This window comes from Arthrobacter ginkgonis (assembly GCF_039540195.1).
GTDB classification, from domain to species: domain Bacteria; phylum Actinomycetota; class Actinomycetes; order Actinomycetales; family Micrococcaceae; genus Zafaria; species Zafaria ginkgonis.
On the sequence record NZ_BAABEO010000001.1, the window covers coordinates 1 to 21,482 of the forward strand.

Consider the following 21,482-nt stretch of genomic DNA (forward strand, 5'->3'; position numbering starts at 1 on the left):
CCGGGCTGATCCTTGGGCTTGAACCGGAAGGCTGGCCCCGAGACGCTGATGCTGGCGACGACCTTCCCCGCATGGTCGAACACCGGCACCGCCACGGCGCTGAGGCCGATCTCGTACTCCTCCTCGGTGAAGGCCAGCCCGTCGTGGGCCACCTCCAGCAGTTCCTCCTCCAGGCGCGGGCGCGAGGTGACGGTCCTGGACGTGAACGCCTCCAGACCCGTCTCCTTCAGGATCCGCTGCCGCTCCTCGGTGGGGAGGGCGGCCAGCAGGACCTTTCCGCTCGCGGTCGCATGCAGGGGCGTCAGGCCCCCCACCCAGTCCTGGGTGGCCAGCGTCGCCGGCCCCATCGCCTGGTCCACATTCACGGCGTAGTTCGAGCGCAGGACGGCGAGGTTGACGGTTTCCTTGAATTCCGCGGCCAGGTCCTGAAGGACGGGCCCGGCCTCCTGGACCAGGCTCAACCGCCCCGGAATCGACGCGGCCAGCCGCAGGATCCCGAACCCCAAACGGTACTTGCCCCGCTCCCGATCCTGCTGCACGATTTCCCGCGTCACCAGCGCCCCCAGGAGGCGCGACGCCGTCGACTTGTGGATCCCCATCTCGGAGGCGATGTCGCTCACGCCGGCGCTGCCCTCCCGCGAGAGGATCTCCAGCACGGTAATGGCACGATCCACCGACTGCACCCCACCGGGCTGGTTGTTCTCGGCGGAATCCTCGCCGAGAGCCTCCAGATTCGCACTTTCCGCACCAGCCACAGCACCCGCCCCCTCGTCGTCGCCCAATCCTGACCCCATCCTGCCCCATCCGGGCCGGACGCCTCACGGAATGTGACGGGGTTTCATCCCAGGACCCTCATTCCCGGCCCCCTTAAGCAATAGGGGAGCGGCGGGCGTTCGGTACCGAACACCCGCCGCTCCCCATTCGCTATGCCAGCGGGAAGGCCCAGGCTGCTACTTCGCCAGCTGCGGGTAATGGATCGCCGCGGTCTGCGGGTGGGCGCGCAGCCAGCCCTTCAGCACGTTGGCCCCGTAGGAGGAGAGCATCGGGTTGGTCGGGTCGTCGGAGACGCCGCGGGCGTCGGCGGCGAGGTGCTCCGGCAGCGGCACGACGTCGATCATCGCGTCCAGGCGCGGGGACCAGAAGAACGGCACGGAATAGCGGTCGACGCCGGCCGGCGGCGCGGTGACGCGGTGGATGGTCGCCTGCAGGTAGCCGTTGGTCGCGACCTCCAGCATCTCGCCGAGGTTGACCACCAGCGCGCCCGGGATCGGCGGCACGTCGATCCACTCGTCCTGGCCGTAGGGCTTGACCTCCAGGCCGCCCACCTGGTCCTGCAGCAGCAGGGTGACGAACCCGTAGTCGGCGTGGGAGCCCACGCCCTGGTCGCCGGCCTCCGGCACCAGGCCGCCGCCGACGTAGTGCACCAGCTTGCCCATCCAGGCCGGGGTGCCGGCGAACGGCTCGTCGAAGTAGTCGGCCGGCAGTTCCAGCGACACGGCGATCGCGGAGAGCAGCTCCGCGCCGATCCTGGACATCAGGGCGGCCCACTCCATGGCGGCCTGCTCCAGCTCCGGGAAGGACTCCGGCCACTGGTTGCGGCCCTGGAGGTTCAGGTAGGGGCGGTCGGCCGGGACGTTGGCCAGCGGCTCGCGGTCCGGTCCGTAGTCGATCTGCTCGCGGGAGTCGGCACGGCCCTGCGTCATCTCGGTACCCAGGCGGGTGTAGCCGCGGAACTGGGGCGAGTTGCGGTTGTCCAGCTTGAGGCGGTCCTCCAGCGGCAGCTTGAAGAAGCGGGCGAGCGTGTCCAGCAGCTCCTCCGGCTGGCTCGGCGTGGCGCCGTAGCCAGTGATCTGGAAGAAACCGACGTTGTGGGTGGCGTCCCGCAGCGCGTCGATGAACGCGGGGTTGAACGTACCGTCGGCCAAGCGGGCGCTGGACATGTCCAGAACAGGAACGGAGGTGCGGACTGTGCTCATGCAAGCAAGGTAGCAATCCTGTTACGCGTGGGGGTAGTGAATGTTACGGACGGTTCAGCGCTGTGTCGCAGTGTGACTTAACCCTTGACTTTGGGCTTTTGGAGGGAGGCGGCCTGCAGTCTACGGCGCCGGTTCCTCGGGGCGCGCGCCCGTGCCAAAGGGGACCTTCCCGGAGGCGGAAAAAGCCGGTCATTCCCAGTATTGGGGGGAGTACCTAAGCTGGTGCCGTGATCTTCAAAGCGGTTGGCGACTCGCGCCCGTATCCGGAGCACAGCTGCGTGTCCCCGCGCGACTGGGCCAAGGTCCCTCCGCGCCAGGTCCGGCTCGACGAGCTGGTGACCACGAAGCGAACGCTGGACCTCGAGGCGCTGCTCGCCGAGGACTCGACCTTCTTCGGGGACCTGTTCCCGCACGTGGTCGAGTGGCGCGGCACCAAGTACCTCGAGGACGGACTGCACCGGGCCGTCCGCACCGCACTGCACCAGCGCTCCGTGATGCATGCCCGGGTTCTGGTGTTGGACGACTAGCCAAGGAGCACTGGGTGGACGCAAAAGAAGCAGGCCGGCAGGATCCGCTCGAATGGCATGGCCACCGCATTGTCACGGAAGACGATCTGGCCTATAGCTTCCCCGGCCCCACGGACAAGTCCTCCCGGCGCCGGCGCAAGTGGCGGCACGCGATCCATGGGGTGGTGCTGGGGTTCCTGCTCCTGCTGGTGACCGCTTCGGTCGCGGGCGCCTACCTGCTCATGACCGGATACATGGTGATCCCGGCTTGGGAGCACAAGCCAGACCCGGCCGCCTCCGCGGAGATCTCCGGCTGCCCGCGGGACGTCCTGGACTACGCCAAGCCGGACAGCGCCACCGTCAACGTCTACAACGGCACCCGCATCCCCGGCCTGGCCAAGAAGGTCGCCGAGGACCTGCAGCGGCGCGGCTTCAAGATCGGCGAGGTCGGCAACCGGACACTCAGCAACACCAGCATCATCGCGGCCGTGGTGTCCGGAACCGAGGGACGAACGGCCGCGCTGACGGTCCAGCGCCACATCAAGGACACCGAGTACGTGTCCGACGGGCGGATCGAAGGCTCGGCCGTGGACCTGGTGGTGGGCCGCAAGTACGTGGGGCTGGTGGACAAGGAAAGGATCTCCACCGAGGAGGGCCGGCTCAGCTGCCCGCGCGACGACTAGCGGGGCAGCCCGGCGGGGCGGCCGCGGAGGCCGCCCGCCGCCAGGCGTTCAGTGGCTAGGGGTTCTGTGACCTTGCGTTCTGGGGGTTAGGCGCAGCCGTCGGGGCCGCAGGCCGCTCCGTCAGCGCCGTGTCCAGCGGTGCCGTGTCCTTCAACCCCGTGCGCGCCGATCAGCGTCAGGCCGGACCCGCCGATCTCCTCCCACACCTGCGTCAGCGCCTGCTCGAACAGCTCGGACGGCTGGGCGCCGGAAATCCCGTACTTGTTCTCCAGCACGAAGAACGGAACGCCGCTGATGCCCAGGGCGCGGGCCTGGGCGACGTCGGCGCGCACCGCGTCCGCGTAGGCGTCGGACTCCAGGACGCGCACGACGTCGGCGGCCGGCAGCCCGGCCTCCTCGCCGAGGGCGCGCAGCACCTCCCGGTCCCCGGTGTCCAGGCCCTTCTCGAAGTGCGCGGAGAGCAGCGCCTCCTTCACCTGGTTGCCCAGGCCGTGCTCCTTGGCCAGCGCCAGCAGGCGCAGGGCGGTGAAGGAGTTGGCCGGACGCAGCGCGGCGAAGTCGTAGGCCATGCCCTCTCCGGCGGCCTGCCCGGTGACGTGGGCGAGCATCTGGCGCACCTGCTCCGGAGCCAGGCCCTTGACCTGGGCCAGGTACTCCTCCTCGGTGCCGTCGTAGTGGTCCGGCAGCGAGGGATCCAGCTGGTAGGCATGCCAGGTGACGTCCACCTGCTCCCTGAAGGGGAGGGCGTCCAGCGCCTTCTCGAAGCGGCGCTTGCCGATGAAGCACCAGGGGCAGGCGATGTCGGACCAGATGTCGACGCTCAGGCGGGGATTGTTCACGCTTTGTCCAACCGGGCACCCGGCGGCGGTATTCCCGGGGCTAGCGGGCGGGGATGGGGTGCTGCCGGTGGGTGGCGTCCATGGCGGTGCGAAGGACGTGCGCCAGGCCGCCCTGCCGGTATGCCTCGCGCTGCCGGCGGGCGCCGGTGCCGTGGCGCAGGATGTCCCCGATCGCCGCCGCTACGGTTTGTTCTTCCCCGTACTCGCCCAGAACGGGCCGGACAAGGTCCAGGAGCCGGGCCACAACGTCCCCGGCGGGCGCGGGAACGCCGCGCCACGGGTCCACGAGGTGCCCGTCGACGCCGGACCGGCTGGCGCTCCAGGTCCAGGCCCGCAGCACGTTGACACCGACGGCCAGAGGCGGGGCGCCGCGGTGCCAGGCGCGGGCCGCGGCTTCGACCAGGGCGCGAACGAGGGTCGCGAGGACCGCCGCGTGCCTGGCGTCCAGGCAGACGTCGGCGACGCGAACCTCGACGGTGGACAGGTGGGGGCTGAGCCGGGCGTCGAAGTACAGCATGCGCGCGTCCACCGGCACCCCTGAGGACAGCAGTTGGCGGCAGTGCTCGTCGTACGCCGCGGCCGACCCGAAGACCTCGTTGGGCCCGGTGGTCGGCCACCGGCTCCAGAGCTGGTTCCGGTAGCTGTGGTAGCCGGTGTCGGTTCCGCTCCAGAAGGGGGAGTTGCTGCTCAGCGCGAGCAGGACAGGCATCCAGATGCGGATCCGGTCCAGGACCGCGACGCCTTCTTCCCGCGACCCGATCGCCACGTGCACGTGGAAACCGCAGGTCAATTGCTCTCTGGCGGTCAGGCCGAAACGCTCGCGGAGGAGCAGGGGACGGGGAGCGGGCACCGTGTGCGGCACCACCGGGAACGGGGAAACCGCAAGGGCGATGGGCCACGCGCCGGCACGGGAGGCGACCTCGCGGGCCAGCGCCCTACCCTCCTGGATGGCTTCGAGCTGGCCTGCCAGCGTCGTGCGCGGCGGGCACACGACCTCGATCTGCTCCTGCTGCAACTCCAAGGTGACCTCGTGGCCCGCGTCGGTTCTCCGGTGGCCCGCTTCCACCGTCGACTTCGCCACCGGGGACGGCTGGAGGGTATCGGCATCCACCAGCAGGAGTTCTTCCTCCACGCCGTAGCTCCTCACGTACATCCTTTCCGTTGCGCCGCACGGTGGCCGGGGAGGAGCATCAGCGCACCCTACGGGCCCAGCGCGAGGGCGAACTCGCCGAGGAGGAAAAAGGACACCAGGGCGGCCGGCAGCAGCGTCCCGGCAAGGACCAGGGCGGAGCGGTCGTGCCGGGCGGTGACCGAGAACAGCCCCGCGGCGATGGCCAAGAGCCCCAAGCCCAGCCCGACCACCGCGAAGCGGGTGCCCAGCAGGACGGCGGCGGCCACGAACAAGGCCAGGGTCAGGTATCCGGCGGGTGTGGACGGGGCGAACGTCAGGGCCTCGTGCCGGTCATGGTGGTCGGCCAGGATGCCTATGCCGGCACCCGCGACGAGCATCAACAGGGCGGCGTTGCAGGCCACCAGACGCAGGGGCTCCGTGGGGAGCAGGAAGGCCACCGGCAGGGCCGCGAGGCCTGCCGCAACCAGCGACAGCGACACCCTGCCTGCCGTGCCCGCCGCAAAAATCCTCATTGCCATCACCTTCGACGGACCGGACCCGATTGATCAAACCTGACCGCAAAATCTGACCGAACAACCCCACCGAAAAACCCAACCGGTCAGCCCCGCCGAAAACTCGACGGGGCAACCCTCATGGCCTTGGCACCGCGCCTGGCCGCGCCCCACGTTTGGACGGGCCGAAAGCGGGCTATATCTCGGGAGGGTCCGGGGCCTCGTCCTCTTCGGGTGCGTCCTCCGGGTCGTCCTCGGGAATCACGGGACGTTCGGCGTCGAGCCCGGGATCGTCGTCGTCCGGCGGACCGACCCGGCGGGCATCCTCCGCGTCGATCATCCCGTCGGCGAGCGCGTCGCTGTCGGCGGGGTCCGGGGGGTCCACATTCGTGCCCATGGCGGGTCTCCGTTCGTCGGGGCACCAACGCTAGGCGAGGCCCCGCCGCACCTCAAGGGTTCGCAGGTCCCGCCCGCCGGACCGCCGGCCCTTGATGGCGTCCGTGGGCCAAATGGTAGACGCCGATCGCCGCGACGGCCAGCACGGAACAGGCCGCATACATGCCCTGGAAGCCGGCGGCCGGGACCAGGGCGCCGAGCAACACCGGGCCCAGACCGGCGCCGACGTCGAGCACCAGGTAGAACGTGGAGACCGCGGTGCCGATGTGCGCTGGCGGCACCCGGGAGATGGCGATCGCCTGCAGCCCCGACATCAGCGTGCTGTAGCCGAAGCCGGCCAGCACGGCGGCCGCGGCAACCGTCGCGGGGGCCAGCTGGAACGCCAGCAGGCCAACGCCCACGGCGAAGGCGGCCAGTGCTGGGTAGATGACGATGTTGTCCCCGCGCCGGTCCTGGATCCGCCCCATGAACAGCCGGGCCACCGCCACGGCCACCGCGTAAATCAGGAAGAACCAGCTCGCCAGGTTCGCCATCCCCTGGGAGCTGGTGTAGGAGGCCAGGAACGCGACGACGCCGGAATACCCCACCCCGGCGAGCAGGATGACGGCGGTGACCGGCAGTACGGCGGGCTCCACCAGCGAGGCCAGGAAGCCGCGCTTTCGCGCCCCCGGCTGGCCGGCGTGGCGCGGCGGCTCCGGCAGGCGCAGCAGCAGCGCGATCGCGAACGCCGCCGCGGAGAAGGCGGAGCTGGCGTGGAAGATGGCCTCGTAGTTGCCGCTGCCGGAGAGGGAGACGGCCAGGAACGGGCCGATGGCGGTGGCCAGCGTGGCGGAAAGGCCGTAGTAGCCCGTGCCTTCGCTGCGCCGGGCCGGGGGAATGATGGCCTGGACCGAGGCTCCCAGCGCCGTGTTGCCGGCCCCGAAGGCCACGCCGTGCAGGAACCGCAGGCCGATCAGCACCGGGAGCGTGTCGGCGAGGACGTATAGGAGGGAGAACGCCACGAAGGCGGCCAGCGAGACCAGCAGCATGCGCTTGCGGCCCACCACGTCCAGCAGCCGCCCGGAGAACAGCCGGGCCAGGACCGAGCCGATGATGTATGCGCTTGAGGCCAGTCCCGCGGCGCTGTCCGAGGCCTGGAAGCGCTCGGCCGCGTAGAGGGCCATCGAGGTCAGCAGCAGGTAGAACACCATCATGGAGAAGGTGTTGGCGCTGAAGGCCAGGACGAAGTCCCGGCTCCACAGCCGTGCGGGCGGGCTGCTGTCCCCGGTCACCTGGTTCCTCGATTCCGTGCATCGCGCAGGCGTCGGCCGCCGGGCGCACGGATCCCATTATGGTCGGTGGGCCGCGCTGACCTGCGCCGCCCCGCTCGGTTCTAAGGCCCCGGCAGGAAACGCTGCTTGGGAAGTGCACCCCAAAAGCCGCGGATGGGGTGCACTTCCCAAACAGCGTTGCGGACGTTCCGCCCCGGGGGCCCGGGCGAGGAACAGTCACCCGGGTTGCCGCCGTCGTGCGCGGACCCCACGCACGCCAAACGGCGGGTTCCCTGGCGCCATTGCCGGGAAACCCGCCGTCGTTCTGGTGCGCCGCCGTGGCGGCCGGAGCGCTACGCGGCGCTCATGACCTTCAGCGGCGACTCCTCGCACAGGAAGCGCGAGTACGCCGGCAGGGTCAGGAAGGCCGGGAACTCCTCGGCGAGCGCGCACTCGGAGAAGATCTCGCGGGCGTCCTCGAAGCGGTCGTCCTCGAAGCGCGGCAGCTTCGCGAACTCCTCCTCCAGCAGCTCCTCGACCCAGTGGCGGGAGATGATCTCGCCCTCGTCGGTGACGGCGGACTGGTGGATCCACTGCCAGATCTGGGAGCGGGAGATCTCCGCGGTGGCGGCGTCCTCCATCAGGTTGTGGATGGCCACCGCGCCGTTGCCGCGCAGCCAGGACTCGATGTAGCGCAGGCCCACCTCGATGTTGTTGCGCAGCCCCGCCTCGGTGATGCGCCCCTCGGTGCCGGCGACGTTCAGCAGCTCGCGGTCATCCGGGATGACGTCCTCGCGCTGGCGGTCGCGCTGGTTGGGGCGCTCGCCCAGCACCGAGTCGAAGACCTCCCGGGCCACCGGGACCAGGTCCGGGTGCGCCACCCAGGAGCCGTCGAAGCCGTCATTGGCCTCGCGGGTCTTGTCCGCGCGGACCTTCTCGAACGCGATCGCGTTGGCCTCCGGGTCGCGGCGGTTGGGCACGAACGCCGCCATCCCGCCGATCGCCATGGCCCCGCGGCGGTGGCAGGCCCGCACCAGCTGCTCGGTGTAGGAGCGCATGAACGGGGCGGTCATGGTGACCTGGTTGCGGTCAGGGAGCACGAAGCGCGGCCCGCGGTTCCGGAAGTTTTTGATCACCGAGAAGATGTAGTCCCAGCGGCCGGCGTTCAGGCCCGCGGCGTGGTCGCGCAGTTCGTAGAGGATCTCCTCCATCTCGAACGCGGCGGTGATGGTCTCGATCAGCACTGTGGCGCGGATGGTGCCCTGCGGGATGTCCAGCAGGTCCTGGGCCAGCACGAAGACGTCGTTCCAGAGGCGGGCCTCCAGGTGGGTCTCGGTCTTGGGGAGGTAGAAGTACGGGCCGCGGCCCTGGGCGATCAGCCGCTGGGCGTTGTGGAAGAAGTACAGCCCGAAGTCCACCAGGGCCCCGGCCACCGGCTCGCCGCCGACCAGCAGGTTCTTCTCCGGCAGGTGCCAGCCGCGCGGGCGGACCACGATGGTCGGCAGGTCGGTCAGCGTCTCGCCGGTGAGCTTGTACTGCTTGCCCTCCGCGGAGGTGAAGTCGATCTTGCGGTCCAGCACGTCGCGCAGGTTCAGCTGCCCGTTGACCACGTTGGACCACGTGGGGGTGGAGGAATCCTCGAAGTCGGCGAGCCAGACCTTCGCGCCGGAGTTCAGCGCGTTGATGGTCATCTTCCGGTCCACCGGGCCGGTGATCTCCACGCGGCGGTCCTCCAGGCCCGGGGCGGGGGAGGCGACGCGCCAGGAGGAGTCCTCGCGGATCTGGCGGGTGCCGGGCAGGAAGCGCGGATCCGCGCCGCGGGCGATCTGGTTGCGGCGGGCCTTGCGCGCCTGGAGCAGCTCCCGGCGGCGGGCGTCGAAGGCGCGGTGCAGCGTGGCCAGGAAATCCAGCGCCTGGGGCGTGAGGACTTCCTCCTGCCGGCGAACCGGCGGCGCGATCAGGGTGATGCCGTTGAGGGTGATCGGATCGTTCATGGTTCTGGCTCCTGCCTGGAAAAATTCTGCGGGGTGTACGACGGCGGTGGTTGGGTCCGGTGCTGCGCGGGGGTCCGACGCGGGCAAAGATTTCCCGCGGCCGCGGGCGGCCTTGGAAATCCGCTGCCCGCTTTCCGGACCCCCGCTTCGCACCTTGTGCCTGGCCCGCCGGCTCCGGTGCTCGTGCTTTTCGCACCGGAGCCAGCACAGCCATCGAACGGGGTGGGGTTTTAGTGGAACTGGCCCTCTTCGGTGGATCCCACCAGGGCGAGGGTGGAGGCGTTCGGGTTGAGCGCCGTGGAGATGGCGTCGAAGTAGCCGGTGCCGACTTCGCGCTGGTGCTTGGTGGCGGTGTAGCCGCGGGACTCGGAGGCGAACTCGCGCTCCTGGAGCTCGACGTAGGCGCTCATCCCGGACTCTGCGTAGCCCTGGGCGAGGTCGAACATCGAGTGGTTCAGGGCGTGGAAGCCGGCCAGGGTGATGAACTGGAAGGTGAAGCCCATGGCGCCGAGCTCGCGCTGGAACTTGGCGATGGTGGAGTCGTCCAGGTGCTTCTTCCAGTTGAAGGACGGCGAGCAGTTGTAGGAGAGCATCTGGTCCGGGAACTCGGACTTGACGGCCTCGGCGAACTTGCGGGCCAGCTCCAGGTCCGGGGTGCCCGTCTCCATCCAGATCAGGTCCGAGTACGGGGCGTAGGCCTTGGCGCGGGCGATGCACGGCTCGATCCCGTTGCGGACCTTGTAGAAGCCCTCCGGGGTGCGCTCGCCGGTGATGAATTCCTGGTCCCGCTCGTCGACGTCGGAGGTGATGAGGGTGGCGGCCTCGGCGTCGGTGCGGGCGATGACCACGGACGGGACGTTGGCGACGTCCGCGGCCAGGCGAGCGGCGTTCAGCGTGCGGATGTGCTGCTGGGTCGGGATGAGGACCTTGCCACCGAGGTGGCCGCACTTCTTCTCCGAGGCGAGCTGGTCCTCCCAGTGCACGCCCGCGGCGCCGGCGCCGATCATGGACTTCATCAGCTCGTAGGCGTTCAGCGGGCCGCCGAAGCCGGCCTCGGCGTCGGCGACGATCGGGACCAGCCAGTCCTCGACGGACTGGATGCCCTCGGAGTGCTCGATCTGGTCGGCGCGCAGCAGGGCGTTGTTGATGCGGCGGACCACCTGCGGGACCGAGTTCGCCGGGTAGAGGGACTGGTCCGGGTAGGTGTGGCCGGAAAGGTTGGCGTCGGCGGCGACCTGCCAGCCGGAGAGGTAGATGGCGCGCAGGCCGGCCTTGACCTGCTGCACGGCCTGGTTGCCGGTGAGGGCGCCGAGGGCGTTGGTGTAGCCGCCGGTGGGGGCCTCGGTGGTGAGCTGGTTCCACAGCTTCTCCGCGCCGCGACGGGCGAGGGTGTGCTCCTCCTGGACACGTCCGCGGAGACGGACAACGTCAGCGGCCGAGTAGTCCCGAGTGATGCCGTCCCAGCGCGGGTTGGCCTTCCACTCGAGCTCCAGGGCCTCTTCGCTGGAAGCGTGGGTGTTCTGGTTCTCAGTCATTGCGGTCTCCTTGGCGGTGTTCCTGGTGTGCCGGCGTCGTTGCCGGTTCCCGTGTTCTTTCCTGTGACCACTACTTTTCCGCGGATCTTCCGAGTCATCTAGGGGTTTTATCTGGAAAGAAACGCACTTCTTTGCGTATCCTCAAGAAGTGACGCAATCGACCTGGAACCGCTCCCCGAAGTCCTCCGCGCGCGGCGCCGCCGGCGCCCCGGATGCCGCGAACGACGCCGGCACGGACGTGATCGCGCTCGGCCGCCGCGTGCGCCACCTGCGCAAGGCGAAGGGGCTCACCCTGGACGCGCTGGGGGAGCTGGTCGGGACCGCTCCGAGCCAGCTCTCGTTGATCGAAAACGGCAAGCGCGAGCCCCGGCTGGGGATGCTCACCGCACTCGCCTCGGCCCTCGGCGTGGGCGTGGACGAGCTGCTCGGGACCGAGCCGCCGAGCCGCCGCGCGGCCCTGGAGATCGCGCTCGAACGGGCCCAGCGCGGACCCCTCTACGGGTCGCTCGGACTGCCGAAAGTCCGCGTCAGCTCGCGGTTGCCGATGGACGTGCTGGAGGCCCTGGTGGGGCTGCAGCACGAGCTGGAGCGACGGCTGGACGAGCAGGCCGCCACCCCGGAGGAGGCCCGCCGGGCCAACACCGAGCTGCGCGTGGAGATGCGCGACAGGAACAACTACTACGGCGAGATCGAGAAGCAGGCCCAGGAGCTGCTGTCCGCCGTCGGGCACTCCTCGGGACCGCTGTCCCACAACGTGGCCGCGGACCTGGCCGAGCACCTCGGATTCGCGGTGCGGTTCGTGGGCGGCCTGCCGCATTCGACGCGGTCCCTGACGGACCTGAAGAACCGCAGGATTTACCTTTCGCAGGGCCGGTCCGTCGATTCGGACCCGCGCACGGTGCTGCTGCAGGCGCTGGGGCACTACGTGCTGGGGCACCAGACGCCGGTGGACTACTCGGACTTCCTGCGCCAGCGCGTCTACACCAACTACTTCGCCGGGGCGCTGCTGATGCCCGAGCAGGCGACCGTGGAGTTCCTGCGCCAAGGCAAGGCCGCCAAGGAACTCGCGGTGGACGACCTGCGCGATGCGTTCGCGGTCTCCTACGAGTCCGCCGCGCACCGCTTCACCAACCTGGCCACCGAGCACCTGGGGATCACCTGCCACTTCCAGAAGGTCCACGAGTCGGGCATCATCCACAAGGCCTACGAGAACGACGGGGTGAATTTCCCGGCCGACCACACCGGCGCCATCGAGGGGCAGAGCGTGTGCCGGTACTGGACGTCCCGTGCGGTGTTCGAGGTGCCGGACAAGTTCCGCTCCTACGAGCAATACACGGACACGGCGACCGGGACGTATTGGTGCACCGCGCGGACCGAGCGGCACTCGTCAGGGACGTACTCGCTCTCCATCGGGGTGCCGTTCCAGCACGTGAAGTGGTTCCGGGGACGGGACACGGTGGAGCGCTCGAAGTCGAAGTGCCCGGAGGAGTCGTGCTGCCGGCGCCCGCCGTCGGCGCTGTCCGAGTTGTGGGCCGGGCAGGCCTGGCCGGCGGCGCGCGCGAACACGCACCTGCTGGCGGCGATGCCGTCCGGGGCGTTCCCCGGAGTGGACGAGACTGAGGTGTATTCGTTCCTGCAGGCGCACGAGGGGCGATAGGGCGGCGCTCTAATGGCATGCAGCCTTAGGCTTACGCGGTTCTGCCTGTCATACACGCCCTTGCCGTTGCCAGCGGTCCAAAGAGTGCTGAAGCGAGAACGCAGCGCCGGGAAACGGGCGTCACCGGCCTCCTGACGGCGACATTGTCGGCGTGGATCGACAGGCTTCATGTCCCCTGTCTGCTGGCCAATGCACGTGTCCACGCAGCAGCAGCCTTCCCCGCTATGGCCCGTAACGGCCGGTTAGTCGTTCCCAGCTGTCGAGGTCGGAGTATCCGCTCTCGGAGACGGCAAGGGTTCTTCTGCCCCTTTGGTCGCCCCGATGGCGCCGAGCCTATGGCGCCTCCGTGGGCAATCCCTTACCGCCGGTAAGGGCATTTACCGGCGGTAGGGTGGGGGCAGCCCCTTTTAAGGTGCGGAATCCCCGAACCGCCCCCAACTGAGTGAACGGAGCTTGCGGGACCGTTTCCTCGGCCCCTGCTCAGGCCGCTGTTCCTGCCGCCGGGAGCCGCCGGCCGCGCCGGGGCCGAACAGGGGGGGGCCGGTCCCGGTCGGCCCGTTGCGATTCTTAAGGAGTGAGGGGCCATCCTTGGGGGCGGTTTCTAACGCGTTTGCGAAGGGTCCCGGATCCTTGAGAAATCAAGGATCCGGGACCCTTCTACTTTGGCAGCGCAGGTCCCTCGGTAACGCAGCGGTATCAGGAATCTTCGACGGGCTTCTCGCGGGAGGGCCAATGACCGAGCATCTAAGGGGTGCGCACTCGGCGACTCGCTGCGGCTTCAAGTAGGCTGCGGATGGCCGAAGCCCGGTTCTCAGCGCCCGACGTCCGCTTATAGCCGTAAAGATCTAACCCTATCGTGGCCAACTGTGCGGGCTGACCGTTAAATCCTTGGACGTCGTAGATCTTCGGTGGCTCGCTTCCTGGATAAACCAATACCGCGATCGGCGAGTGGAGTGCGGCGGCTGTTGCGAGAGCCTGGTAGCGATGCGAGTGGCTCGGATCCGTGCCGGGCAACGTGTACTTCGCCTCGAACGTCGCGGCCACGCCGCCGGTGCCGAAGCGTAGGATGCCGTCCGGCTCCACCTCGCCCGCGACAGAATCGCCCATCTTGAGTAGCGGGTACTTCTTCTTCTCACCAAAGACCATGCCGACAGAAGCGCGCTCGACGCCCCGGAGACTGCGCTCGAGCAAAGTTTCGAGCAGTGGCCACGGTTCGACGGCAACCTCGAGCCCGATCGAATGTCCAGGGTCATTGATGATGGAGCGGTTCCGGAGCACAGCGGCAGCGATGTCCCACGCAGGCCGATAATTCGCCCACTGCGCCGGCATCCGACGAGAAGCGGCCGACGGATTGATGTGCCCCGGCAGGGGGTGCCCCGGCATCACTTTGCTCTCGAGTCGAAGCAGCCTTGCGGACAGGGCGCTGTCCACCACAGACCGGCGGAACGCATGCGAGACCAGAGAGAGGCCACGAGCGAAGTCATTGGCAACCGTAAGTTCGTCTCGCTGGACAGGAAAGAGGATCGGATCGCGCCATGCGTTGCGTGTGTAGGCCCCGACATCGAGTCGACCGTTGAGTCGACGAGAGAGGTGCCGCTGTCGCTCGAAGACCTGCAGCGGACCATCCTTCGACAGCGCGCGTTCCAGACGGCGGGCATACTCGAAAGCGATAACCCCCGTCAGGTCGCGACGTGGGGTTCCCTGCCGTGACCGTTGGGCTCCGGTCACGGAAATGCGGGAGTTCTCACTGAGCAACTCGACGACAGCGTGCGGCCAGGTAGAGGCTGCGGGTACCTTCGGCTCGACTTCAAGCACGGACCCATCCGCCATCCGGACCGACCCGATCAAGTTCTTGACCTGGACCACGCCGTCGGCATAGGAAACCTGCGAGATGCGCGGTCGCAGATGGGGATCCAGGCCCCGGACTGCGGCGACCACCATCTTCGCCGTCTCTTGTGGCAGGTCGTCCCGTTTGTCGTGCTCGCGAAGCTCCAGCCTCGTCGTCACGTCAGACTCCTGCGAGGCGCTTGAGCTCGACGTGCAGGACGTCCGGGGACAACCCCGAGAGCAGATTGAAGCTCAGACGGGGGCTGGCGAACTGTTCGTGGGCCGCGTCAGATTTCTTCCACCACACCGCTTGCGGGGACGCCTCCGTCGCGTCGCTGGACTTGCCAGCGCCGAGGATGAACGCCAGTGTGTCGTCGTCGTCTTGCAGCGCAAGACGCATCGTTTGAACGATTCGCAGATCCCACGCCGCTGCCAGCGCTTGGAGCGCGGTTTCGTGCGTGTCGCTGTGGACGTGCCAAAGGTTCGAATGGCCGAGCAAGAAATCGCGGCCGAGCGATGCCTCGATGCGCATGTTGATTCCGCGCAGGAGCTTGACCGCGAGGCTCGCCACCAGACCGGGCGTCCATTCGTCCCACTGGACACTGAAATCCGCATCTCCCTCTGCGGCGAGGTGGTCGCCGAGGAGCTCGTAATCCGGGCCGATCTCAACGATCGAGAACCGCCGACGGAGCGCTGCGTCCAGAGGCGCGACACTGCGGTCACTCGAGTTCATAGCGGCAACGATCCACAGGCTACGAGGCAGACTAAACCTTGACGCAACCCGAGTATCCCCGTCGACAGCGAACTCCTTGGGAACATCCATTGGCAGCCCATACGCGGGAAGGTCGACATGTGCCACATCGCGCTTGTCCTTGTCGAGCAGAGCGAGGGTGTCGCCAAGGATAGCGGCGGCGTTGCCACGATTGAACTCATCCAGCACTAGGAGTGCTCGATCTCCGTTCGAGGCGAAGTGGGCGAGGTTGACTAGAGGCCCAGTCGTGACGCCGACTTGAACTTCCTTGCCCTTTACCTTGGGGAGTAGCCCAACGACCAAGTTGTCGTAGGAATAGCTCGGGTGCAGCACCACAGTCGATGCTTTAGCAAGACCTCGCTCCTCCTCGGGTTCGCTCCAGGCAGCGTAGATCTCTTCCGGATCGAAAGTGATCCCGAGGTCGGGTGTGGTCACGTGCTGGACAAGCTTGTCGAGCAATACCGACTTACCCGTGCCAGGCGGCCCGATAAGCAAAAGGTTTGGGTTCTCTTCCAACCTGGCGACTGCGTCGGCTACGTCCTTGTCTGCGTCCCGCCCTCCGAGGATCCGCGACGTGCATGACGGCCGTTCAGGATCGAGGGACTCTACGAGCGCCTGCACTGCTCGAGGCAGGAGAGCAGTACTGGCGAACTCAAGGTCAGCGTCAGGCTCCTTGAGGTATGCGCGCACATGCAGGTTGTCCGCATCGTCCTTGAGCTTTATCGCGACCAGGTATGCCCGGTTTCCTGCGTCATTGAAAGCCTCGATGGCTTTCAATGCGTCACCTTTGTTTTCTGCGTCCCCCTTGCCGCGGAGGGGACTCACCGACTGCTTGTCCGGATTGGTAACCATCCGCCACGGTTCTGGAGCGCTCCATGGGTTCTTTTCCTGATCAGCAGGCCGATCCCATCGAAGGACGAAACGCCCGGCCGAATACATGAATCTGCCGTTGCGGCTGCCTCCGTTCGGCCACCTCAACTGCAAGTCGTGCTTCTGGTTCGCTAAAGCAGCCAGCCCATAGATGGACTGAATCGGCTGTGCGGCATCGGCGTTGATCTGAAGGTGATCCTTGGTGAACACGCCCTGCGTCCCAAAGCGCCCGTAGGTCCATTTCTGATTCGTACCGCCGTAATACCAGACCCACACTGCTTCGACGGGAGACGCGACCACGTTGTTTTTACCTTCCGATGATGATGGCTTCCGGCGACTGGCCGGCTTCGACCTGTCGCCGGCTCTGTGCTGCGACAGCGCGACGTGTCGTGAAACCAATAATGTCAGCATTTGGAAAAAGCTCCCGAACGCCGGGAGTGTCGCGATTGGACATCACCCACTTGACACCACGATCGGTTAGGTCATCGCAAAGCGCGGCCAGGCTCATCAAGTCCGACTCTCCGAAAACCTTCGCCGTGTACTTGTTAAATTTCGAAGTGGGCTCTTTCTCCACATCCGATTTGGTAAACACGGGAAGGTACGGCGGGTCAAGGTAGACAAAGTCACCTTCTCGCGCGTCCGCGAGGACTTCCCGGAAGTCAGCCGCGCGAACATCGGCAACCTGCAGTGATGCCTTAATGCTCTCGAGGGTGGCTTCGTCAAAGCTCTTGAAGGACCTATCTCCCCAGGGCGCATTCATTGCTCCCGTCTTGGAGTTCTCACGCCAGAGGTGATTCCACGAGACACCGTTCAGGTAGAGGAAACGCGCCGCCCGAGGGACGAGTCCTTGCGGGGCAGCCGCTCGCACCTCGTAGTAGAACTCCTTGCTGTCCCGCTCGCGGTGCCACTCAAGCAGAGGCTTCAGCTCTTCCTGGTGGTCACGCATCGCGACCCACGCGGCAACAAGATGATGGTTTAGGTCAGCGAGCTGTGCTCGATTTTCAATGCGATCCTGTACTGCGAAAAACATCGCCCCACCACCCAGAAACGGCTCGAAGTAGTTCTCAAAGCGATCCGGAATGTGAGGGAGGATGTGCGGGAGAAGGCGCGTCTTGCCACCTGCCCATCGGACGAAGGGCTTCGTGGCTCGAGGTCCCGCCAGTACCTTCGCTGATGCCGTGAAGGCGCTGGGATTCATGAAGGTCCTCGTGTCGGCTAGGCGCTGTTGTACAGTCATGAGATCCTACTAGAGCGGAGACCTCTGACAGTTGGTGGTCACCGTGCTATTGGAACTGAGGCGGAGATGACGGACGTACAGCTTGTGTGGCCCAACAAGGAACTGATGCTCCGCGCATCGGGCCTGACCGGTTACGAGTGGGTGGACCCCACGGATCGACGTCTCGAGAACCCCCCGAAGTTCACGCAGTTGAGCGATGGGCAGATCACCAGCGCGTCAAACATTGTCGCCGTTGGCGACGGTCTGGACGTGCTCGAGGCCCTGAGCACGAACACCCCTGCATTGTCGGGCGGCATCAGGCTGGTCTACATCGACCCACCCTTCAACACCCAGATAAACTTCCGGCAATATAACGACTCGATGGTCCGGTCGATGTGGCTCAGCATGATGCGCGATCGCCTCGCCGCACTCAAGCCGCTGCTGTCGGCCGACGCCAGCATCTGGGTCCACTTGGATGACGCAGAGGTCCACCGAGCTCGAGCCATCATGGACGAAGTGTTCGGTGAGCAGGCCTTCGTGGCTTCTGTCATCTGGCAGAAGAAGATGACGCGCGACTCACGGGCAGCATTCTCCTCGAATCACGACACAATCCTCGTGTATGCCCCCAGCGGCCCAAAGCGCTGGAAGACTTCGCGGAACCTTCTCGTCAAAGATGAGGCGAACCTGCGGAACCGGGACGACGACCCCCGAGGACCGTGGGCGGACGCGCCGTTCACAGCTCCCGGGTACCGCAAAGCGCAGCAGTACGACATCGTGACTCCGACTGGGGTAGTACTTCGCCCCCCGCGTGGCCGCTCCTGGTACGCAACCGAGCAGACGTATCGCGACTTGCTGGCAGAAGACCGGATTTGGTTCCCCAAAGGCGGAGGCGGATCACCGCGGCTCAAGCTCTTCGCGCACCAGCTTCGCGGTCTCGTTCCGTTCACTGTGTGGGGCTCCGCCGATACCGGCACTAACGACGAGGCTAAGCGCCATCTTCTGGCATTGTTCCCAGACCAGGAAGTCTTTGACACCCCCAAGCCGGAAACTCTGCTCGAGCGAATCATCCACATCGCAACTAACCCCGACGAACTCGTCGTCGACATCTTCGGCGGCAGCGGGACGACTGCCGCGGCCGCGCACAAGATGCGCCGACGCTGGATCCTGGCGGAGCGCAACACGCAGACCGTGTTGGACTTCATCGCGCCGCGCCTTGATCGCGTGATTGCGGGCACCGATGAGGGAGGTATCACCTCCACGGTTTCGTGGAGGGGTGGCGGAAACTACGAGATGGTCCATGTCTCACCGCGTTTCGGCACTCTCACTGCACCACACCGCGCTGATGCGGTGCAGAAGAAGCTCGCCGCTCGCCGCGGAGCTTCCCAATCTCGGATCATCGCGTAACCATGAATCGCCCGGGTCATGGGGCCAACCCTTCACTGTTGTGAAGATCGGAATCAGACCCAGGGCGATTCACAAAGAAGCTTCACGTGGCTGGCAAAGCAGGCTAATGGACATGCTGCCCGGCAAGGCCGGGCCTGGAGCGGCCTCGACGAGCGAAACAGGCTCGGAGAGGAGCACCCGAATGTCCACAATTACAACCACTGGCTCAGCGGCAACGCCGCGCGTCTAGGTTGGTTGTCTCGCTTGCTACAACGACGGTCGACTTGTTGGTGACTGGTTCGACGCAGCCACCGCCGACGAGGTCGGAACATACGGCGTCCACGGCGCTCATGCCCGCACTGACCTACACGATGAATTGTGGTGCTTCGACACCGATTTATTGCCTGGTCTTTCCGGCGAGATGAGCCCGCATGAGGCAGCCAGCCGGGCGCAGCGTCTCTGGAGGCCCCTGAGCACCGCCGCGCTGCTTTTAGGCCTGGTGGGCCTCTGGCGACCACGTCGAGGACATTGAGGGGCTACCGACCTACAAGGACTTCGAGGAGCGATACTGCGGCACCTGGGATTCGTTCCGCGAGTATGCCGAGCAATGAAGTCCTGAGACCATACACATCAAGCCCCGCGATCCGCGCATCCTGACGCACAACGTGAGCATTCAACCGGGCAATCTTCTGAGCCTGCTAGACCACCAGCTCGGTGAGCTGCCTATAGGTTGGCCGGAACATAAAAGCTACCCTCCTGCAACCCCGATGATGTCGAAGAGCGACACGCCGTCAAAGAAACTGACCGGTTACATTGCTTGCGTGACGGAGGGAAATGAGAGTATGGATGACAAAAGTATCATCGCTTCGAAAAGGGTTACCCAAAAACAACCCCTAGAAGCGGGCCAAGACCAGCTAGGAACTTCGCATGAAAGCAAGCCCCACGTATTTGCTCGATTCACTCTCAAACAATGATGTTACGTTTTTCATCCCGCCGTATCAAAGGAATTACGAGTGGTCGACAGACAACTGCAAGGTCTTATTCTCCGATGTTAGCAAGGTGAGCGAAGCGAACCTGTCTGACGTAAAGACAGAACACTTCTTTGGTAGCATTGTCTATGTTGCAGAGGAAGCAGGTTTTGGGGTTCCAGCTAAGTATGTTCTTACCGATGGACAGCAGCGCATAACAACGACGATGCTCTTGCTAATGGCTTTACGGGACAGTATCGATGACCGCAACTACAAGAAGGAAATTCAGAGACGTTATCTCGAGAATGATCGAGCTGACGAAAGCGTCGAGTACAAGATCAAACTCAAGCAGGTAGAAACCGACTGGGAAGCCTATAAGCTCCTAGTTCTCGGACATGACGTGCCCGAGAGTTTGAAGAACTCCTCTGTATATCAGAATTACCTTTTCTTCCTTAAGCTGCTTGAGCCTTTAGTCGATGAAGATAAGAAGAATCTTCTCGAAAAGGGCTTGATGAAGTTCAGTATCATCTCGATACAACTCGAACCAGACCGGAACCCTTGGGAGAACCCTCAGGAAATATTCGAGTCAATGAACTCTTTAGGTAAGCCACTCTCACTTGCTGACCTGGTTCGCAATTACCTGTTGATGGGGAAGAATACGCGGCAGCAATCTGAGCTTTACAACGACTTTTGGCTCACTTTAGAGAAGCGACTACCCGGAAAGCTATCTGAATTCATCCGCGACTGGATGCAAGCAGACCAGCATAGGAGCTTCAAGGTTGCCCGCGAGAGCAACTACAAAGAGCTATACGGTGCCTTTAAGGAGATCGCTCGCGGGCGAAGCGTAGAAGAACTGTTTGAGAGCTTTGTAAGATTCTCCCACCCGTACTCAATCGTTTGTGGACTTGTACAGACAGAGCTTCGGGCTCTTGACCAGGTGATTTTTGACCTCAACGTAATTGGAGTCGCGCCTGCCTACTCCTACTTGGCGGAAGTGCTAGCCGCTTGGGAGGCGCGAACTCTGTCAGAGGGAGATGTTATCGAGGTATTGACCGGCTTCAGAACATATTTGTTGCGACGACGCGTTCTTGGCGTCGCTGTAGCTGAGAACAAATTCTATCCAATTCTGGGTAAGCGTCTGAACGAGCTTTCTAGCTCTGAAAACAAAATGGAAAGTTTGTTCCGCCAGCTTTCTTCTCAAGAGTATGCGCTGCGACTACCCAACGATGATGAAATGACATCACGGCTTCGGGGGCTGAACTTCTACAACCTGGGGCGCTCTCGGAGCTACCCTAGGCTGCTTCTCTCTATGGCCGAGGAGCAACTTACGAAGTCTCGGCCGGCCTGGGATGATTCTCGTCTACAGCTGGAGCACATCATGCCTCGGAAATTGAACGCGGATTGGCGTCAGATGCTGGGGGAAGATTCTGAGTCAGTGCATCAGGAGTTTGTGAACAACATTGGAAATATTACGCTGATTCGCCATAACCAGGAGCTTGGTAACAAGTCTTTTAGTGACAAGAAAGAGACTTACTCCGGGCAGTCGGGTCTGCAAGTCACTCAAAATCGTATCCTAGACCGAGAGATTTGGGACGCCGAGTCCATAAGGAGACGACAAGACTATTTAATCGAATTGATCACCCAGAAGATCCTAGGCGTCCCCGCCAGCTTTAAACACGCGAGCAATTGGAATCAGAGCGATCGCGATTCTACTTCATTCGATCAACGAGCGAAGTTGAATCCGCTGATTGGAGAGACAATCGAGTTCGTCTCAAATCCGGCTATGGTTGCACAAGTGGTCAGCGATTCCAGAGTCTTGTTTGAAGGCGAGGAGTGGGCTCTCGGGCCGCTAACGAAGGTTTTGAAGGAACGGAGTGGAGCGAAGATTAGCAAGACTAGCGCTTTTCACGGTGCTTCAAACTGGAGTTGGGATGGCGTCAAGTTGGTTGACCTCGATATCTAACGCTCACGCGGCGAGGTCGAGGCTTTCGCAGAAGTGCGTCACTCA

At 65.0% G+C, this 21,482-nt stretch carries 17 protein-coding genes and 1 pseudogene; 6 read left to right on the forward strand and 12 right to left on the reverse strand.

What is annotated here, in order from left to right; all coding sequences use genetic code 11:
• Positions 1-755, reverse strand: a 755-nt coding sequence (locus tag ABD912_RS00005; RefSeq protein WP_425547993.1) for an IclR family transcriptional regulator, incomplete at its 3' end; no start/stop codon positions are given.
• Between the two features lie 195 nt (positions 756-950).
• Positions 951-1,976, reverse strand: a complete 1,026-nt coding sequence (locus ABD912_RS00010) for an isopenicillin N synthase family dioxygenase (protein WP_345147523.1) — start codon at positions 1,974-1,976, stop codon at positions 951-953.
• 227 nt (positions 1,977-2,203) lie between these two features.
• Here ABD912_RS00010 and ABD912_RS00015 point away from each other — a divergent pair, with 227 nt between their 5' ends.
• Positions 2,204-2,503, forward strand: coding sequence for a type II toxin-antitoxin system VapB family antitoxin (locus ABD912_RS00015; protein ID WP_345147525.1), 300 nt, complete (start codon positions 2,204-2,206; stop codon positions 2,501-2,503).
• Positions 2,504-2,517: 14 nt separating this feature from the next.
• Entirely contained in the window at positions 2,518-3,165 is a 648-nt protein-coding gene (locus tag ABD912_RS00020; protein WP_345147526.1) for a LytR C-terminal domain-containing protein, read from the forward strand.
• Between the two features lie 86 nt (positions 3,166-3,251).
• Here the strand turns inward: ABD912_RS00020 and ABD912_RS00025 are convergent, their stop codons facing one another.
• The 7 genes from ABD912_RS00025 to aceA all read right to left on the reverse strand — a co-directional run bounded on the left by ABD912_RS00025 (position 3,252) and on the right by aceA (position 10,802).
• Positions 3,252-3,989: a DsbA family oxidoreductase gene (locus tag ABD912_RS00025; protein ID WP_425548002.1), complete on the reverse strand. Its 738-nt coding sequence runs from the start codon at positions 3,987-3,989 to the stop codon at positions 3,252-3,254.
• A gap of 55 nt (positions 3,990-4,044) precedes the next feature.
• A complete protein-coding gene (locus ABD912_RS00030; protein WP_425547994.1) occupies positions 4,045-5,157 on the reverse strand; it encodes a carboxylate-amine ligase in 1,113 nt (370 codons plus the stop codon).
• Between the two features lie 47 nt (positions 5,158-5,204).
• Positions 5,205-5,648: a hypothetical protein gene (locus ABD912_RS00035; protein ID WP_345147529.1), complete on the reverse strand. Its 444-nt coding sequence runs from the start codon at positions 5,646-5,648 to the stop codon at positions 5,205-5,207.
• A gap of 175 nt (positions 5,649-5,823) precedes the next feature.
• The gene (locus ABD912_RS00040) at positions 5,824-6,024 is read right to left on the reverse strand and encodes a hypothetical protein (protein WP_345147530.1); all 201 of its coding nucleotides are present in this window, start codon (positions 6,022-6,024) and stop codon (positions 5,824-5,826) included.
• A gap of 52 nt (positions 6,025-6,076) precedes the next feature.
• Positions 6,077-7,294, reverse strand: coding sequence for an MFS transporter (locus tag ABD912_RS00045; protein WP_345147532.1), 1,218 nt, complete (start codon positions 7,292-7,294; stop codon positions 6,077-6,079).
• Positions 7,295-7,626: 332 nt separating this feature from the next.
• Positions 7,627-9,267: a malate synthase A gene (gene aceB, locus ABD912_RS00050; protein WP_345147533.1), complete on the reverse strand. Its 1,641-nt coding sequence runs from the start codon at positions 9,265-9,267 to the stop codon at positions 7,627-7,629.
• Positions 9,268-9,497: 230 nt separating this feature from the next.
• The gene (gene aceA, locus ABD912_RS00055; RefSeq protein WP_345147534.1) at positions 9,498-10,802 is read right to left on the reverse strand and encodes an isocitrate lyase; all 1,305 of its coding nucleotides are present in this window, start codon (positions 10,800-10,802) and stop codon (positions 9,498-9,500) included.
• A gap of 148 nt (positions 10,803-10,950) precedes the next feature.
• Here aceA and ABD912_RS00060 point away from each other — a divergent pair, with 148 nt between their 5' ends.
• Entirely contained in the window at positions 10,951-12,459 is a 1,509-nt protein-coding gene (locus ABD912_RS00060; protein WP_345147535.1) for a helix-turn-helix domain-containing protein, read from the forward strand.
• Positions 12,460-13,203: 744 nt separating this feature from the next.
• Here the strand turns inward: ABD912_RS00060 and ABD912_RS00065 are convergent.
• The 3 genes from ABD912_RS00065 to ABD912_RS00075 are packed head-to-tail and all read right to left on the reverse strand — an operon-like array spanning position 13,204 to position 17,144.
• Positions 13,204-14,466, reverse strand: a complete 1,263-nt coding sequence (locus ABD912_RS00065; RefSeq protein ID WP_345147536.1) for a 5-methylcytosine restriction system specificity protein McrC — start codon at positions 14,464-14,466, stop codon at positions 13,204-13,206.
• Position 14,467: 1 nt separating this feature from the next.
• Positions 14,468-16,207 carry an AAA family ATPase gene (locus ABD912_RS00070; RefSeq protein WP_345147537.1) on the reverse strand — a complete coding sequence of 580 codons (1,740 nt, stop codon included), beginning with the start codon at positions 16,205-16,207 and terminating at the stop codon, positions 14,468-14,470.
• 7 nt (positions 16,208-16,214) lie between these two features.
• Positions 16,215-17,144 (reverse strand): DNA adenine methylase, encoded by a 930-nt coding sequence (locus tag ABD912_RS00075; protein WP_345147539.1) that lies wholly within the window; start codon positions 17,142-17,144, stop codon positions 16,215-16,217.
• Between the two features lie 66 nt (positions 17,145-17,210).
• Between ABD912_RS00075 and ABD912_RS00080 the strand changes: the two genes are divergently transcribed.
• The 3 genes and pseudogenes from ABD912_RS00080 (at position 17,211) to ABD912_RS00085 (ending at position 21,437) form a co-directional block, all read left to right on the forward strand.
• Positions 17,211-18,527: a site-specific DNA-methyltransferase gene (locus ABD912_RS00080; RefSeq protein WP_345147540.1), complete on the forward strand. Its 1,317-nt coding sequence runs from the start codon at positions 17,211-17,213 to the stop codon at positions 18,525-18,527.
• Positions 18,528-18,768: 241 nt separating this feature from the next.
• Positions 18,769-19,038, forward strand: a pseudogene (locus ABD912_RS23520) (hypothetical protein); the annotation flags it as partial.
• Between the two features lie 395 nt (positions 19,039-19,433).
• Positions 19,434-21,437: a DUF262 domain-containing protein gene (locus ABD912_RS00085; RefSeq protein ID WP_345147542.1), complete on the forward strand. Its 2,004-nt coding sequence runs from the start codon at positions 19,434-19,436 to the stop codon at positions 21,435-21,437.
• Positions 21,438-21,482 lie beyond the last annotated feature (45 nt).